At 62.4% G+C, this 14318-nt stretch carries 15 protein-coding genes and 1 pseudogene; 6 read left to right on the forward strand and 10 right to left on the reverse strand.

Annotated features, from left to right (window positions below; all coding sequences use genetic code 11):
- Positions 1-64 precede the first annotated feature (64 nt).
- The 6 genes from NKJ12_RS06160 to coxB form a co-directional block, all read right to left on the reverse strand.
- The gene (locus tag NKJ12_RS06160; RefSeq protein ID WP_254818455.1) at positions 65-946 is read right to left on the reverse strand and encodes a cytochrome c oxidase subunit 3; all 882 of its coding nucleotides are present in this window, start codon (positions 944-946) and stop codon (positions 65-67) included.
- A gap of 1 nt (position 947) precedes the next feature.
- Positions 948-1580 (reverse strand): cytochrome c oxidase assembly protein, encoded by a 633-nt coding sequence (locus NKJ12_RS06165; protein ID WP_352476673.1) that lies wholly within the window; start codon positions 1578-1580, stop codon positions 948-950.
- A gap of 7 nt (positions 1581-1587) precedes the next feature.
- Complete coding sequence (locus NKJ12_RS06170) at positions 1588-1755, reverse strand: cytochrome c oxidase system small membrane protein (protein ID WP_023674135.1); 168 nt, start codon at positions 1753-1755, stop codon at positions 1588-1590.
- The gene (locus tag NKJ12_RS06175; protein WP_352701607.1) at positions 1752-2696 is read right to left on the reverse strand and encodes a heme o synthase; all 945 of its coding nucleotides are present in this window, start codon (positions 2694-2696) and stop codon (positions 1752-1754) included. Before NKJ12_RS06175 ends, NKJ12_RS06170 begins: the two co-directional genes overlap by 4 nt.
- A gap of 76 nt (positions 2697-2772) precedes the next feature.
- Positions 2773-4425, reverse strand: a complete 1653-nt coding sequence (ctaD, locus tag NKJ12_RS06180; protein WP_352476671.1) for a cytochrome c oxidase subunit I — start codon at positions 4423-4425, stop codon at positions 2773-2775.
- Between the two features lie 38 nt (positions 4426-4463).
- Positions 4464-5342 (reverse strand): cytochrome c oxidase subunit II, encoded by an 879-nt coding sequence (gene coxB, locus NKJ12_RS06185; protein WP_352701609.1) that lies wholly within the window; start codon positions 5340-5342, stop codon positions 4464-4466.
- A 371-nt stretch (positions 5343-5713) separates the two neighbouring features.
- On the opposite strand from coxB, the gene NKJ12_RS06190 reads away from it, so the two are divergent.
- The 5 genes from NKJ12_RS06190 to NKJ12_RS06210 all read left to right on the forward strand — a co-directional run bounded on the left by NKJ12_RS06190 (position 5714) and on the right by NKJ12_RS06210 (position 9017).
- Positions 5714-6238 (forward strand): invasion associated locus B family protein, encoded by a 525-nt coding sequence (locus NKJ12_RS06190; protein ID WP_254818452.1) that lies wholly within the window; start codon positions 5714-5716, stop codon positions 6236-6238.
- Positions 6239-6247: 9 nt separating this feature from the next.
- Positions 6248-6739, forward strand: a complete 492-nt coding sequence (locus NKJ12_RS06195; protein ID WP_352505215.1) for a GNAT family N-acetyltransferase — start codon at positions 6248-6250, stop codon at positions 6737-6739.
- An 81-nt stretch (positions 6740-6820) separates the two neighbouring features.
- Complete coding sequence (gene tldD, locus NKJ12_RS06200; protein WP_352505216.1) at positions 6821-8233, forward strand: metalloprotease TldD; 1413 nt, start codon at positions 6821-6823, stop codon at positions 8231-8233.
- A gap of 132 nt (positions 8234-8365) precedes the next feature.
- Positions 8366-8641: an AbrB/MazE/SpoVT family DNA-binding domain-containing protein gene (locus NKJ12_RS06205; protein ID WP_254818449.1), complete on the forward strand. Its 276-nt coding sequence runs from the start codon at positions 8366-8368 to the stop codon at positions 8639-8641.
- Positions 8628-9017 (forward strand): type II toxin-antitoxin system VapC family toxin, encoded by a 390-nt coding sequence (locus tag NKJ12_RS06210; protein ID WP_352505217.1) that lies wholly within the window; start codon positions 8628-8630, stop codon positions 9015-9017. The genes NKJ12_RS06205 and NKJ12_RS06210 overlap by 14 nt, the downstream gene beginning before the upstream one ends.
- A 38-nt stretch (positions 9018-9055) precedes the next feature.
- Here the strand turns inward: NKJ12_RS06210 and NKJ12_RS06215 are convergent.
- The 3 genes and pseudogenes from NKJ12_RS06215 to NKJ12_RS06225 form a co-directional block, all read right to left on the reverse strand.
- Positions 9056-9392, reverse strand: a pseudogene (locus NKJ12_RS06215) (antitoxin Xre/MbcA/ParS toxin-binding domain-containing protein).
- Between the two features lie 98 nt (positions 9393-9490).
- Positions 9491-10732 carry a class I SAM-dependent RNA methyltransferase gene (locus tag NKJ12_RS06220; protein WP_352701610.1) on the reverse strand — a complete coding sequence of 414 codons (1242 nt, stop codon included), beginning with the start codon at positions 10730-10732 and terminating at the stop codon, positions 9491-9493.
- A complete protein-coding gene (locus NKJ12_RS06225; RefSeq protein WP_352505219.1) occupies positions 10729-11508 on the reverse strand; it encodes a TlyA family RNA methyltransferase in 780 nt (259 codons plus the stop codon). Before NKJ12_RS06225 ends, NKJ12_RS06220 begins: the two co-directional genes overlap by 4 nt.
- A gap of 174 nt (positions 11509-11682) precedes the next feature.
- Here NKJ12_RS06225 and NKJ12_RS06230 point away from each other — a divergent pair, with 174 nt between their 5' ends.
- The gene (locus NKJ12_RS06230) at positions 11683-12084 is read left to right on the forward strand and encodes a GFA family protein (RefSeq protein WP_352505221.1); all 402 of its coding nucleotides are present in this window, start codon (positions 11683-11685) and stop codon (positions 12082-12084) included.
- 244 nt (positions 12085-12328) lie between these two features.
- Here the strand turns inward: NKJ12_RS06230 and dxs are convergent, their stop codons facing one another.
- On the reverse strand, positions 12329-14242 hold the full coding sequence (gene dxs / locus NKJ12_RS06235; RefSeq protein WP_352476664.1) for a 1-deoxy-D-xylulose-5-phosphate synthase: 1914 nt from the start codon (positions 14240-14242) through the stop codon (positions 12329-12331).
- Between the last annotated feature and the right edge of the window lie 76 nt (positions 14243-14318).

Raw genomic sequence — 14318 nt, forward strand, 5'->3', positions numbered from 1 at the left:
TTTGCCGCAAAAGATAAGGCGGCCACGTCGCCGCAGCCGCCTTGTCGATTTCCTCAGGTCGATCTCAATGCGGTTCGATCATCGCGCCGTTCGATGCCCAGACGTAGATCGAGGCAAACAGGAACAGCCACACCACGTCGACGAAGTGCCAGTACCAGGCGGCGGCCTCGAAGCCGAAATGCTGCTTGGGCGTGAAGTCGCCCTTCATGGCGCGGATCAGGCAGACCAGCAGGAAGATAGTGCCGATGATGACGTGGAAGCCGTGGAAGCCGGTCGCCATGAAGAAGGTGGCGCCGTAGATTGAATCCCTGAAGCCGAACGGCGCGTGCATGTACTCGTAGGCCTGCACCATGGTGAACAGCATGCCGAGGCCGACGGTCAGCACCAAGCCATTGATCAGGCCTTTGCGGTCGCCGTGGATGAGCGAGTGATGCGCCCATGTCACCGTGGTGCCCGACAAAAGCAGGATGACGGTGTTGTAGAGCGGCAGATGGAAGGGGTCGAGAACTTCGATGCCCTTGGGCGGCCAGACGCCGCCGGTGAAGGCGGTGCGGGCGTATTGATGGACCTCGCCCGGAAACAGGCTGGCGTCGAAGAAGGCCCAGAACCAGGCGACGAAGAACATCACCTCGGAGGCAATGAACATGATCATGCCGTAGCGCAGATGCAGCGACACGACGCGGGTGTGGCGACCCTCATGCGCCTCCTTGATGGTGTCAGACCACCAAGCGAACATCGTGTAGATGACGATCAAAAGGCCAATGAAGAACAGCCACGGATTGGCAATGTTGAAACCGAAGATCGGGAAATCGCCGCCCTTGAGATACTGCATGTAACAGACGCCGCCGATCGCGGTCACCAGTGCCCCGACGGAGCCCAGGAAAGGCCACGGGCTCGGGTCGACGAGATGATAGTCATGCTGTGGTTTTGCGTGTGCGTCTGCCATATCAACCCCCGAGGCTTGCTTCGGTATCTGAAATCTTGTTGCGGCGGCCGTCGGCCGGCACCGATGATGCGACCGGCTTGGTCTTGTCGACCGGGAACATCGTGTAGGACAGGGTAATCGTCCTCAAATCCTTCAATTCCGGCGCGTTGACGATGTCGGGATCGACATAGAACACGACCGGCATGTCCAGCGTCTCGCCCGGCTTCAGCGTCGTGTCGGTGAAGCAGAAACACTCGACCTTGTTGAAGTAAGGTCCGGCCAGTTCAGGCTGTACATTGAAGGTGGCGCGTCCGGTGATGGGCCGGCTGAATTTGTTCGTCGCGCTGAAATGCGCCTCGGCGGTCTCGCCGATCTTGATGGTGATCGAGCGGTCGACCGGCTGGAATTGCCAGGGAACGCCGGCGGTGTTGGCATCAAAGCGGATGGTGATGTCGCGGTCGAGCACCCGATCGGCATATTGCTGGGTCGCCCGTTTGACGGTGCCGCCGTAGCCTGTCGCCTGGCAGAACATCGCATAGAGCGGCACTGCGGCGTAAGCCATGCCGATCATGCCGCCGAAGAACGCGATGCAGACGGCAGCGACGACGCGGTTCGTATTCTTCTTCGTAGGATCGGTGACTGTTTGCCTGGTCATCGTCAGCTCACATCGAGCCAGGGAAACTGTGGCCAAATTTCACGATGGTCGCGACGTAGAATATGACGACCAGCGCCGCCAGCGCGAAACCGATTGCGGCCGAGCGATTGCGGCGCGCCTTCTGCTGACGTTCGGTCAGCGTGACCAGTTCAAGCTTCTTTTCGGCCATGCTCATGCTCCGCCGACGGTCAGCGCGCGCGCGACGACGCAATCGCCAAGGTAGGTGGCGAAGATGGCGAAGAGATAAAGCAGCGAATAGCCGAACAAGGCCTTGGCCGGCTTCATCGCCCTGTCGTCATCGGCCATTTGCAGCACCTTCCACGCATACCATAGGAAGCCGACGCCGAGCAGCAACGCAACGATGCCATAGGCCGGCGTAGTGAAGCCAAGAACCCATGGCAGCACGCCAACCGGCGCGAGGACCAGCGCATAGGCAAAGATCTGGCGCCTGGTCGCGGGATGGCCGGCGACATTCGGCATCATCGGAATGCCTGCCTTGGCGTAGTCCTCCGACTTGAACAGCGCGAGCGCCCAGAAATGCGGCGGCGTCCACAGGAAGATGATCAGGAACAGCACCAAGCTTTCGAGGCTGACCGATCCGGTTACCGCCGCCCAGCCGATGACCGGCGGAATGGCGCCGGCAGCACCGCCGATGACGATGTTCTGCGGCGTCCAGCGCTTCAGCCACATCGTATAGATGACGGCATAGAAAAAGATGGTGAAGGCCAGAAGCGATGCGGCCAACCAGTTGACCAGCACGCCGAGCGTCATCACCGACAGAACCGACAGCACCAGCCCGAAACTCAATGCCTCGCCTGGCCGGATGCGGCCGGCCGGCACGGGACGGCCGGCGGTGCGCGTCATCACCGCATCGATGTCTGCGTCGTACCACATGTTGAGCGCACCGGACGCGCCAGCTCCAATGGCAATAGCCAGGATCGCGATCACCACCAGCAGCGGATTGATGGTTACCGGGGCGGCGACCATGCCGACAAACGCGGTGAACACCACCAGCGACATGACGCGCGGCTTCAGCAGGGCGAAAAAATCGCCCGCCGTCGCTTCCGACATGCGGAAGCCTGGCTCGTCAATCAGTCTGTCTTCGGCAAGGGCCATGCGTACTTAAAGTCCATCATTCCGTTGGCCAAAACCGCCGGTCGGCCGGCGGTTCCGTATTAAAGGAGGCAACCGCCTACTTGATCTTCGGCAACTGTTCCCACTGGTGGAACGGCGGCGGCGAAGGCAGTTGCCATTCCAGCGTGGTCGCACCCTCGCCCCAAGGATTGGCGCCGGCGACACGCTTCTTCTGGAACGCCTCGAAGACGCCGAACAGGAAGATGACGACGCCGACAGCCGAGATGTACGAGCCGTAGGACGACACCATATTCCAGCCGGCGAAGGCATCCGGATAGTCGATATAGCGACGCGGCATACCGGAAAGACCGAGGAAGTGCTGCGGGAAAAAGACCAGGTTGACGCCGACGAAAGTGACCCAGAAGTGGGTGTTGGCGATCACCGGCGAATACATGTAGCCGGTCATTTTCGGGAACCAGTAGTACCAGCCGGCGAAGATGGCGAAGACCGCGCCCAGCGACAACACGTAGTGGAAGTGCGCGACCACGAAATAGGTGTCGTGCAGCGGGCGGTCGAGGCCGGCATTGGCCAGCTGCACGCCGGTGACGCCGCCAACAGTGAACAGGAAGATGAAGCCGATCGCCCACAGCATCGGCGTCTTGAGCGAAATCGACCCGCCCCACATGGTGGCGATCCACGAGAAGATCTTCACACCCGTCGGCACCGCGATGACCATGGTGGCAAAGACGAAATAGCGCTGGGTGTCGAGCGACAGGCCCGTCGTGTACATGTGGTGGGCCCAGACGATGAAGCCCACCGCGCCGATGGCAACCATCGCATAGGCCATGCCTAGATAGCCGAACACCGGCTTCCTCGAAAAGGTCGAGATGATGTGGCTGATGATGCCGAAACCCGGGAGGATCAGAATGTAGACCTCCGGATGGCCGAAGAACCAGAACAGGTGCTGGAACAGGATCGGATCGCCGCCGCCGTCCGGGGCGAAGAAGGTGGTGCCGAAATTACGGTCGGTCAACAGCATGGTGATGCCGCCAGCCAACACTGGAAGCGACAGAAGCAGCAGGAAGGCGGTGATCAACACCGACCAGGCGAACAGCGGCATCTTGTGCATGGTCATGCCGGGCGCGCGCATGTTGAAGATGGTGGTGATGAAGTTGATGGCGCCAAGAATCGAGGAGGCGCCGGCGATGTGGATTGAAAGGATCGCCAGGTCCATGGCCGGTCCGGGCTGGCCCGATGTCGATAGCGGCGGATAAAGCGTCCAGCCGCCGCCGACGCCGTAGGCGCCGGGCGCACTCGGGACGAAGGCCGAGATAATCAGCAGGATGAAAGCCGGCGGCAGCAGCCAGAACGAGACGTTGTTCATGCGCGGGAAGGCCATGTCCGGCGCGCCGATCATGATCGGCACCATCCAGTTGGCAAAACCGCCTATCAGCGCCGGCATCACCATGAAGAAGATCATGATCAGCGCATGCGCGGTGGTGAAAGCATTGTACATGCTCTTGCCGCCGTCGATGGCGGCGTCACCATTCATGCCGTAGACCATCTGCGCCAGGCCAGTGAATATCTGGATGCCCGGCTCCTGCAATTCCATGCGCATGACGACCGACAAGGCCCCACCGATGCAGCCCGCCATGATCGCGAAGATCAGATAAAGCGTGCCAATGTCCTTGTGGTTGGTCGAATACACCCACCGGACCCAGCCATGATACGGCTTGTGGTCGTGGTCGTCGTGAACTGCAGCGTCTGCCATGATCGGCTCCGTTCCCTGAATCTTTTCTGGTCGCGGCATCAGTTGCCGGCGGCCGCTACCTTGTTCGTGCCATCGACCTCGGCCATCAGCGCCTTGTTGGCGCCGGGAAGGTCGGTCTTGGCTGCCGCCAGCCAGGTCTTGTATTGCGCATCGGAGACGACGCGAATAGCGATCGGCATGAAGGCGTGGTCCTTGCCGCAGAGTTCCGAGCACTGGCCATAATAGAGGCCTTCCTTGTCGGCCTTGAACCATACCTCGTTGATGCGGCCCGGCACTGCATCGGTCTTGATGCCGAAGGACGGCATGGCAAACGCGTGAATGACGTCGGTCGCCGTCACCAGCACCCGGGTCATGGTGTTGACCGGCACCACCATCTCATTGTCGACGGCGAGCAGGCGCGGATACGCGGCGCGATCTTCCTTGCCGGCAGCAGCCCTGTCGGCATCCTGAAGGATCGCGGAATTGAAGGAAAGCGTATTGTCGACCTGGTATTCGTAGTCCCAGTTCCACTGATTTCCGGTCGCCTTGACGGTCAGCTTGGCTTCTTCCGGCGGCGTGTACTGCGCGGTCAGCAGCTGGAACGAGGGAATGGCGAGACAGAGCAGGATGACGACGGGACCGACAGTCCAGATGACCTCGATCAGCGTGTTGTGGCTGGTGCGCGACGGGGTCGGGTTGACGCTCGCCCGGAACCGCAAAATGCAGTAGGCGATCAGGAAAAGCACCAAGGCGGTGATCACAATGATGAACGCGAACGAGTAGTTCCCGAACCACTCGATCTGCCTCATAATGTCGGTCGCCGGAGGCTGAAAACTGGTTTCCCAAGGTTGGGGCTGGGCTGCACGAGCCGATGCAGCGGCAAACAACGTGGCGGCGGCACTAGCTACGATTTTGGCGGTTGCCAGGAATTTTCTCATCGCCCTCGTCATCTCCCAGTTCCTCGCGATCGGACCGCAAGAATGTCGAACAATGCCGGGACGGGAATCCCGGACAATTCAAGGCTGGTTCAAACCATACTCTATTTGCCTCCGCAAGAAAGGAGCGCCGGAACCCGTGCGGCATTTTTGCGCGCAAGCGCGGCGCTGGCTTCGTGCGGTGACGGCTCGCCGCGAATCACCAGAGCGACATCCGAGTAGAATGAGCCGCGCGGCGCGCGGAACCGTCGCAATTAGGGCGAAATTGGCGCGGAAAAGCGCATTGTCGCCTGTGTCGGGGCAGATCGCCGGGGTCTCGTCCTTTACTTGGGTTTAGTGCGGCTTAAAGTGCCGTGATTCGCAATGGAGCCGTCATGAACCCTTGGCTTTCGAGAACCTTGGCGAAGGTCATCCTTGTTGCCGCCGCAATAGCCTTGCCCGGCGCCGGCCTGGCCAATGCCGCGCAGCCAAGCGGCACGGTGAAGTCGACGCATGGGGCGTGGTCGATCATCTGCGATACGCCGGCCGGTGCTACGTCCGAACAATGCGTGATGATGCAGAACGTCGTCGCCGAGGACCGCCCGGAAATGGGTCTTTCCGTCGTCGTGCTGCGTACAGCCGACAATAAGGCCGAAATCCTTCGCGTGCTGGCGCCGCTCGGCGTGCTGTTGCCCAACGGGCTCGGCCTCAATGTCGACGGCAAGGATATCGGCCGCGCCTATTTCGTGCGCTGTTTCCAGGACGGCTGCTACGCCGAGGTCATCCTGGAAAAGCCGCTGCTCGACACGCTGAAGACCGGTACGTCCGCCACCTTCATCGTCTTCCAGACGCCGGAGGAGGGCATCGGCATTCCCGTCGACCTCAAGGGTTTCGCCGACGGCTTTGCCGCCCTGCCTTGAGGCTGCACGTTGACGCTGAAACTGCTCGATGCGGACGACTTCGAGATATTCAGGCGAATTCGCCTGGAGGCTTTGCGCGCTGCGCCCGAAGCCTTCGCCAGCAGCGCAGCGGAATGGGAGCAACTTCCCGACGAGGAATGGCGGCGGCGCCTGACGAACAACCTGGTTGTCGTCAGCTTTCGGAGCGGGGAACCTGTCGGCATAATGGGCCTGATGCGCCAGCCGGCCAGCAAGATGGCGCACCGCGCGACGATCGTCATGGTCTATTTGCGCGGCAGCGAGCGTGGCGGCGGATACGCCGTCAAGATGCTCAATCTGCTGCTCGATCACGCCCGAGCATTGGGCATAAGGCAGGTCGAGCTGGCTGTAAGTGCTGAAAATCCAGCGGCCATACGATTCTATCAACGAGAAGGTTTTCACGAAGTAGGCTGCATACCGGCCGGCTTTCTTCATGAAGGCAGGGAGATCGACGAAATCATGATGGCACGCCGCTTGACTTAGGTCGTGGTGTTCCACCGTGAAGTTGCCGAACGGCGCCCAGGCGCCTACATGCCGTAAATCACTTCTCAAGAGGCCAGCGCCATGAACAGCCTGATCGGCCAATTCGACATTTCCGACGATCGCATCAAGCAGATCGTCGCCGAGACTATAAACGGCGCCGACGACGGTGAACTGTTTCTCGAATACAGCGAAAGCGAAGCGCTGATGTTCGACAATGGCAAGCTGAAGACCGCCAATTTCAACACCGACCAGGGTTTTGGCCTGCGCGCAGTCGCCGGCGAGGCCAGCGGCTACGCCCATTCCAGTGATCTCTCCGAAGCCTCGCTGCTGCGCGCCGCCGACGCGGTTTCGACGGTGAAGAGCGGCTATTCCGGCAGGCTTGCTGCGGCTCCCGCCCGCACCAACCGCCATCTCTACGGTGACGGAAACCCTATCCCCTCGCCTTCCTTCGAGACCAAGGCCAAGCTGCTTCAGGAAATCGATGCCTGGCTGCGATCGGAGGACCCGCGCGTCCGGCAGGTGACGGCGTCGCTCGCCGCCTCTTGGCAGCATGTCGAGATCGTGCGCGCTGATGGCCAGATGGTCCGCGACATCCGCCCGCTGGTCAGGATCAACGTGTCGGTGGTGGTCGGCGACGGTGACCGCCAGGAGAGCGGCTCCTACGGCATGGGCGGGCGCAAGGATTTTGGCGAGTTCCTGATCGAGGACAGCTGGAAGCATGCGGCCAAGGAGGCGCTGCGGCAAGCACTGGTCAATCTCGAAGCGGTTCCCGCGCCTGCCGGCACTTTCGACATCGTGCTGTCGAGCGGCTGGCCGGGCGTCATGCTGCACGAGGCCGTCGGCCACGGGCTGGAAGGCGATTTCAACCGCAAGAAGACGTCTGCCTTCGCCGGCCTGCTTGGCCAGCAGGTGGCGGCGAAAGGCGTCACCGTCGTCGACGACGGCACCATTCCCGAACGGCGTGGTTCGCTGACCGTCGACGATGAAGGCACGCCTTCTGCCCACAACGTGTTGATCGACGATGGCAAGCTGGTCGGTTACATGCAGGACCGCCAGAACGCGCGTCTGATGGGCATGAAAGCCACCGGCAACGGGCGGCGCCAAGGTTACGCACACGAGCCGATGCCGCGCATGACCAACACCTACATGACCGCAGGCGACATGGAGCCGGAGGAAATCATTGCCTCGGTCAAGAACGGCATCTATGCCGTGTCGTTCGGCGGCGGCCAGGTCGACATCACTTCGGGCAAGTTCGTGTTCGGTTGCACCGAGGCCTACATGATCGAGAACGGCAAGGTAACGCAGCCGATCAAGGGCGCCATGCTGATCGGCAACGGGCCGGATGCCATGCATCGTGTGGCGATGATCGGTAACGACATGACGCTCGACACCGGCATCGGCATGTGCGGCAAGGCCGGACAGGGCGTGCCGGTCGGCGTCGGCCAGCCGCATCTCAGGATGAACCAGATGACGGTCGGCGGCACCAGGGTTTGATGCGGCCGGCGGTCCGGCGTCGCTGTTTCGAACACCCTGTCCGTCCTGTCGTCCCATTGAGCTATTCGAGCCTTGAATTGGGCGCGATCTTCACTTATCTTACGTTCGTCTTACATCCAGAGGAGCGCCATCATGGCTGCCGCGGAAAAGCTCGTGACCACCGTCTCGACCAAGGGACAGGTCATCCTGCCCAGTTCGATCCGGAAACGGAGAGAATGGGACGCCGGCACACGCCTTCTGGTCGAAGATACCCCGGAGGGAGTGCTACTGAAGCCTGCGCCAGTCTTCGCCGAGACGCGGCCAGAGGACGTGTTTGGATCGCTGCGCTATAGCGGCAGACCGAAGACGTTGGAAGAAATGGACGCGGGCGTGCTCGCCGAAGCGCGGCGGCGCCATGCTCGCGATTGATACCAACCTGATCGTCCGCTACCTGACGGACGATCACCCGACTCAGTCTTCCCGCGCCCGCGCGTTGATCGATAGCCAGCCAGTCTTTGTCGCCGTCACGGTAATGCTGGAGGTCGAGTGGGTGTTGCGCAGCGCCTACGGTTTGGCACCGCTCGAAATCGCCCGCACGCTACGGGCGTTTAGCGGGCTCCCTACGGTAGAGGTGGAAGACGGGACGGTCGTGTCGTCCGCGCTCGACCTCTCGGAAAGGGGATTGGATTTCGCTGATGCGCTGCATCTGGGCAAATCTGCTCACTGCGTTGGCTTCGCGACTTTTGATCGTAAGTTCGTCACGGCAGCGCAGGCGGCTGGATATGACGGCGTGCAAGAAGCATAGCAGTTTATGGCCACCCAGCCTGGCATGAAGGCGACCGTTCAGGCATAGATACCGGAACGAGCGGCCTGCAGGTAAGCGAGAACCTTATCCGTCTTGCCTTCGCGAACCAGATCATAGGCGGTCTTTCCCACCCAGCCGGGATCGGCTGATGTTTGAACCAGATCGCTGCACGCACTTGATCGCCGGTCATCTCGCCGGCCGTCGCCAGAATACGAATGATGGGGCTCAATGCGGCGTCGACCTTGCGCGCTCCGGTCTTAGCGGCAAACGTGTCGCGGGCGATGCCGCTCAGGCCCGCCAGTTCCCGAGCAGTTCAGCCATCCGCTTCGACGAGAGAAACGGCGTCCGCTCCTCGCCGCAGCGCGATGCCGAAATATCAAAGGCTTTGGCTCATTATAAATTTCCTAGAATATTTGACCGGCGTACGCTCAAATGCGCTTTTTTAGTGCGCATTTCACGCCCGATAAATGCTGCTAGCGCCTTCTCTTGGGCTTCTCCAGCAATGCCACTGCCTCGACATGTGGCGACCACAGGAACTGGTCGATCGGGGTTACGCTCTTCAGGGCGTAACCGCCATCGAGGAGGATGCGAAGATCCCGCGCCAGCGTTGCCGGATTGCAGGACACCGCGGCGACCAGCGGCACGTCGGAGCGCGCGATCTGCTTCGACTGGTCCTCGGCGCCGGCGCGGGGCGGGTCGAAGACTACGCCGTCAAAGGCATTCAACTCCTTGAATGTGAGCGGCCTCCGGAACAGGTCGCGACGTTCGCCGGTCACCCGCTTCAGGCCGCTGGCGAAACGGAATGCCCGGTCGAGCGCCGCGAGTGCTGCCGCATCGCCTTCCACCGCGTGAACCTCCGATCTTGCGGCCAGGCGCAGCGCGAAGCTGCCGCAGCCGGCGAAGAGATCGGCGACCTTTTTGGCGCGCGCGAAATGCTGGCCGACAATGTTGGCCATCGCCTGTTCGGCAGCCTCGGTTGCCTGCAGGAAAGCGCCCGGAGGCACTGCGACGGCGACGCCATCAAACAGGACGACCGGTTTCTTTGGTTCGATAATGATCTCGCCGTCGATCGACAGCCTGGCTAGCCCCTCGGCCACGACGAAGTTGGACGCGACGCGGCGCTGGTTCTCGCCGAGCTTGCCGGAATCGTGAACCGCGACATCAAGGCCGGAACCGGTCACCGTTACCGCCATGTGGAACGATTTGGTCGTGGTGCAGATCAGCCCGGCAAGCATCCTCAAACGGTCGAGCGCAGCGACGATCTGCGGCAGCGAGATGGGGCATTCCTCGATCGAAATGATCTCGGATGACAGCGCGCGAACGAAACCGAACTGCATTCCCGCCTCGCTCCGCCGGGCGGTGAAGACGACGCGGCGGCGCGTGTGCGGCGCGCACGGCACCGGCGCGCCGACATCGCAAGCGATGCCCTTGCTCTTCAGCGCATGCACGACCTTTTCGCGCTTCCACCGGTGGTAGGCTTCAGTCTCGAGATGCTGGACGGCGCAGCCGCCGCATGCGCCGAAATGCCGGCACGGCGGATCGACCCGCAACGGCGAAGCCTCAAGGACCGACATCAAGGTGGCGCGATCTTTCTCCCGCGCGGCGGTGACGACCTCTCCCGGCAGCGCGAACGGAATGAAAACCTCGCCGGTTTCCGTCTCGGCGATGCCGTCGCCCTGCGAGCCCAACCTTGCGATCGTGAAACGGGTGCTCATCGCTTCTGGGTCTCGACGTCCTTGATGCCGCCGAGTAGGAACTCGCGGTTGCCGTCGCCGCCTTCTATCGGCGACAGATGCAGCCCCAGCGAGCGCCAGCCGGGAATGGCATCGAGCCAGTCCTGCATCAGGCCGGCAATGCGCGCCGCATCATAGGGGTCCTTCAACAGGCCGCCCTTGCCGATCGCCTCGCGGCCGGCCTCGAACTGCGGCTTGACCAGAAACACAGCCTTTGCGCCGTTCCCGGCCAAGGCAAGCGCCGGCGGCAGCGCCAGTTTCAGCGAGATGAAGCTGACGTCCGAGACGATGAAATCCGGCACACGGCCGCCGAGATCGGCTGCCGACAGTTCGCGCGCATTCAGGCCTTCAATTACCGTCACGCGCGGATCGCCGGCAACATCGGAGTGCATCTGGCCGTGCCCGACATCGATCGCCGTGACATGCGCCGCGCCGCGTTCGAGCAGCACCTGCGTGAAGCCGCCGGTCGAGGCGCCGACATCGAGGGCTTCGCTGCCGGTGGGGTCGAGGCCGAAATGGTCGAGACCAGCCTTCAGCTTCAGTGCGGCGCGCGACACGTAACCTTGCGCCGGATCGTCAACGACGATGTTGCACTCAGGCAGAACGGCCTGGCTTGGCTTGCGGGCGACGATGCCATCGACCGTCACGGTGCCGCGCGCCACGGCATCGCGGGCACGCGAGCGGCTGGCAAACAGGCCGCGGTGGACGAGCAATTCGTCGAGCCTCTGGCGTATGCTGGCTGGCGGAAGGGAAGTCATCGGCCTTCATGGCGAATGCCAACGATGATGGCAAGGATATTGGCGATGAGACAAGGCATGGCTGGAAAAGCGGTGAACGCATCAAGCCGCTCCGCTACCAGTCGAACCTCGCGCCAGGCGCGACGCAATGCTAAGAACGAGATGCCGTTTTGTGGTCGAAACGCGGAGGAGGAAATGCTGACGGGAACCTGCCACTGCGGTGCCGCCCGCTGGACCCTGGAGGGCGATCCCGGTTCGGTCACTGCCTGCAACTGCACACTTTGCCGCCGCTACGGCACGCTCTGGGCTTACGACTATATCGACGAACGCATCCGCCTTGCCGGGCCCGTAAGCGCCTATAGTCGCGTCGGAAAGGCTCATCCTTCACTTGAGATTCTCTTCTGTCCAACGTGCGCTTGCGTCCTGGCCTGGCGCGGTTTGCGTCCCGATGCGGCTGGGCGCTACCGCATCGCCGTCAATGTGAGGCTTGCGCCGCCCGAGGCCGTCGCCGATCTCCCGATCGACCATTTCGATGGTCTCGATACATTCGAGGATTTGCCGAGAGATGGTCGCTGCGTGCGGGATATGTGGTTCTAGTTTCTAGAGTCTCTTCGGGATCATGCTTTAGAATATCTTCCGCGAAACCCGCCGTTCGACGGCCGGCGTCAGACCGTCGCTGCTGTCGCCGGACACCTGCGTGCGCGGCCGGAAACCAGCAGCGTAAACAGCACGTTACGACTGTTCGCCGGCAATTTGATTCAAGCAGTTGAGATTTTGATTCAGACCGGCATCTTGCAGCCAAGTTGAATCGCTTCGGCGTCGCGGGACATGCGTCTAAAAACTAGGCGCGCTGGGCCTGCGCGGTATGCCCCAACGCCACGAACACAGTGCGCACGATGCCGGCGCTGTCCAGCCCGGCATCGGCATACATCTTTTCCGGCTTGGCATGGTCGACGAAGGCGTCGGGCAGCACGAGCGGGCGCACCTTCAAGCCGCTCTCCAGCAGCCCTTCATGGGCCAGGAACTGCAGCACATGGCTGGCGAAGCCGCCGACCGCGCCCTCTTCCACCGTCACCAGGATCTCGTGCGAACGGGCCAGCCGCCGGATCAGGTCCTCGTCGAGCGGCTTGGCAAAACGGGCATCGGCGACCGTGGTCGAAAGCCCGGCCGCGCCAAGCTCCTCGGCCGCGGCAAGGCAATCCTGCAGCCTGGTGCCGAAGGAAAGCAGCGCAACCTTGGTGCCTTCCCTGACGATCCGGCCCTTGCCGATCTCCAATACCGAGCCTCGTTGCGGCATCTCGACGCCAACGCCGTTGCCGCGCGGGTAGCGGAAGGCGATCGGGCCGTCATCGAAGCTTGCAGCGGTGCGTACCATGTGGCGCAGCTCGGCCTCATCGGCCGCGGCCATGACGACGAAACCGGGCAGCGTCGCCAGGAAGGTCGTGTCGAAGGCGCCGCAATGGGTGGCACCATCGGCGCCGACGAAGCCGGCGCGGTCGATCGGAAAGCGCACCGGCAATTTCTGGATCGCCACGTCGTGGACGACCTGGTCGTAGGCGCGCTGGAGAAAGGTCGAGTAGATCGCGGCGAAAGGCTTGAAGCCTTCCGTGGCAAGGCCGGCGGCGAAGGTAACCGCATGCTGCTCGGCGATGCCGACATCGAAGGTCCTCGCCGGAAACGCTTCGCCGAACAGGTCAAGCCCGGTGCCGTTCGGCATGGCGGCGGTGATGGCGACGATGCGGTCGTCCTCTCGGGCCTCCTGGATCAGACTTTCGGCAAACACCTTCGTATAGCTCGGCGCATTGGCGGGCGCCTTGGCCTGGGCGCCGGTGATGACGTCGAATTTGTTGACGCCATGATATTTGTCGGCCGCGGCCTCGGCCGGGGCGTAGCCCTTGCCCTTCTGGGTCACGACATGGATCAGCACCGGGCCGTCGGCATTGTCGCGGACGTTCTTCAGCACCGGGATCAGGTGCTCGAGGTTGTGACCGTCGATCGGACCGATGTGGTAGAAACCCATCTCCTCGAACAGCGTGCCGCCGGTGACGTAACCGCGCGCGTGCTCGACCGCGCGCTTGATGGCGCGATCGGCGCGCTCGCCAAGATAGGACGTCAGCTTCTTGCCGAAATCGCGCAACCCAAGATAGGTCTTGCCTGAGGCGAGCCGCGCCAGATAGGCGCTCATCGCACCGGTCGGCGGGGCGATCGACATGTCGTTGTCGTTCAAGATGACGATCAGCCGGGCATCGAGTGCGCCGGCATTGTTCATCGCCTCGTAGGCCATGCCGGCCGACATGGCGCCGTCGCCGATGACGGCAATGACATTGTTGCGGCCATCGGACAGATCGCGCGCCATCGCCATGCCGAGGCCGGCTGAAATCGAGGTTGAGGAGTGGGCTGCGCCAAACGGATCGTATTCGCTCTCGACGCGACGCGTGAAGCCGGACAGGCCGCCCTCCTGCCGCAGCGTGCGGATGCGGTCGCGGCGGCCGGTCAGGATCTTGTGCGGATAGGCCTGGTGGCCGACGTCCCAGATCAGCCGGTCGTCCGGCGTGTTGAAGACGTAGTGCAGCGCGACAGTCAGTTCGACCACGCCGAGGCCGGCGCCGAGATGGCCGCCGGTGTGGGAAACGACGTCGATCAGTTCGGCGCGAAGCTCTGACGCCAGCTGCGGCAGGTCGGCTTCGGCAAGCGTGCGCAAATCGGCTGGGACGCGGACCTTGTCGAGAAGCGGCGTATCGGGCTTTGCGTTCACTGTTTGCGAGCCTGGTCAGATTTTCTGTTCATCGTGAAATATGCCGCTGGCCGGCGAATGTAAATGTGGCGGTAAC

Source organism: Mesorhizobium sp. M0195 (genome assembly GCF_040322115.1).
Lineage (GTDB): Bacteria > Pseudomonadota > Alphaproteobacteria > Rhizobiales > Rhizobiaceae > Mesorhizobium.

What these genes read in the sequence shown, in the direction of transcription:
- NKJ12_RS06160 (WP_254818455.1), bottom strand. Translation starts at nt 946, where the DNA reads ATGGCAGACGCACACGCAAAACCACAGCATGACTATCATCTCGTCGAC.
- NKJ12_RS06165 (WP_352476673.1), bottom strand. Translation starts at nt 1,580, where the DNA reads ATGACCAGGCAAACAGTCACCGATCCTACGAAGAAGAATACGAACCGC.
- NKJ12_RS06170 (WP_023674135.1), bottom strand. Translation starts at nt 1,755, where the DNA reads ATGAGCATGGCCGAAAAGAAGCTTGAACTGGTCACGCTGACCGAACGT.
- NKJ12_RS06175 (WP_352701607.1), bottom strand. Translation starts at nt 2,696, where the DNA reads ATGGCCCTTGCCGAAGACAGACTGATTGACGAGCCAGGCTTCCGCATG.
- ctaD (WP_352476671.1), bottom strand. Translation starts at nt 4,425, where the DNA reads ATGGCAGACGCTGCAGTTCACGACGACCACGACCACAAGCCGTATCAT.
- coxB (WP_352701609.1), bottom strand. Translation starts at nt 5,342, where the DNA reads ATGAGAAAATTCCTGGCAACCGCCAAAATCGTAGCTAGTGCCGCCGCC.
- NKJ12_RS06190 (WP_254818452.1), top strand. Translation starts at nt 5,714, where the DNA reads ATGAACCCTTGGCTTTCGAGAACCTTGGCGAAGGTCATCCTTGTTGCC.
- tldD (WP_352505216.1), top strand. Translation starts at nt 6,821, where the DNA reads ATGAACAGCCTGATCGGCCAATTCGACATTTCCGACGATCGCATCAAG.
- NKJ12_RS06205 (WP_254818449.1), top strand. Translation starts at nt 8,366, where the DNA reads ATGGCTGCCGCGGAAAAGCTCGTGACCACCGTCTCGACCAAGGGACAG.
- NKJ12_RS06210 (WP_352505217.1), top strand. Translation starts at nt 8,628, where the DNA reads ATGCTCGCGATTGATACCAACCTGATCGTCCGCTACCTGACGGACGAT.
- NKJ12_RS06220 (WP_352701610.1), bottom strand. Translation starts at nt 10,732, where the DNA reads ATGAGCACCCGTTTCACGATCGCAAGGTTGGGCTCGCAGGGCGACGGC.
- NKJ12_RS06225 (WP_352505219.1), bottom strand. Translation starts at nt 11,508, where the DNA reads ATGACTTCCCTTCCGCCAGCCAGCATACGCCAGAGGCTCGACGAATTG.
- NKJ12_RS06230 (WP_352505221.1), top strand. Translation starts at nt 11,683, where the DNA reads ATGCTGACGGGAACCTGCCACTGCGGTGCCGCCCGCTGGACCCTGGAG.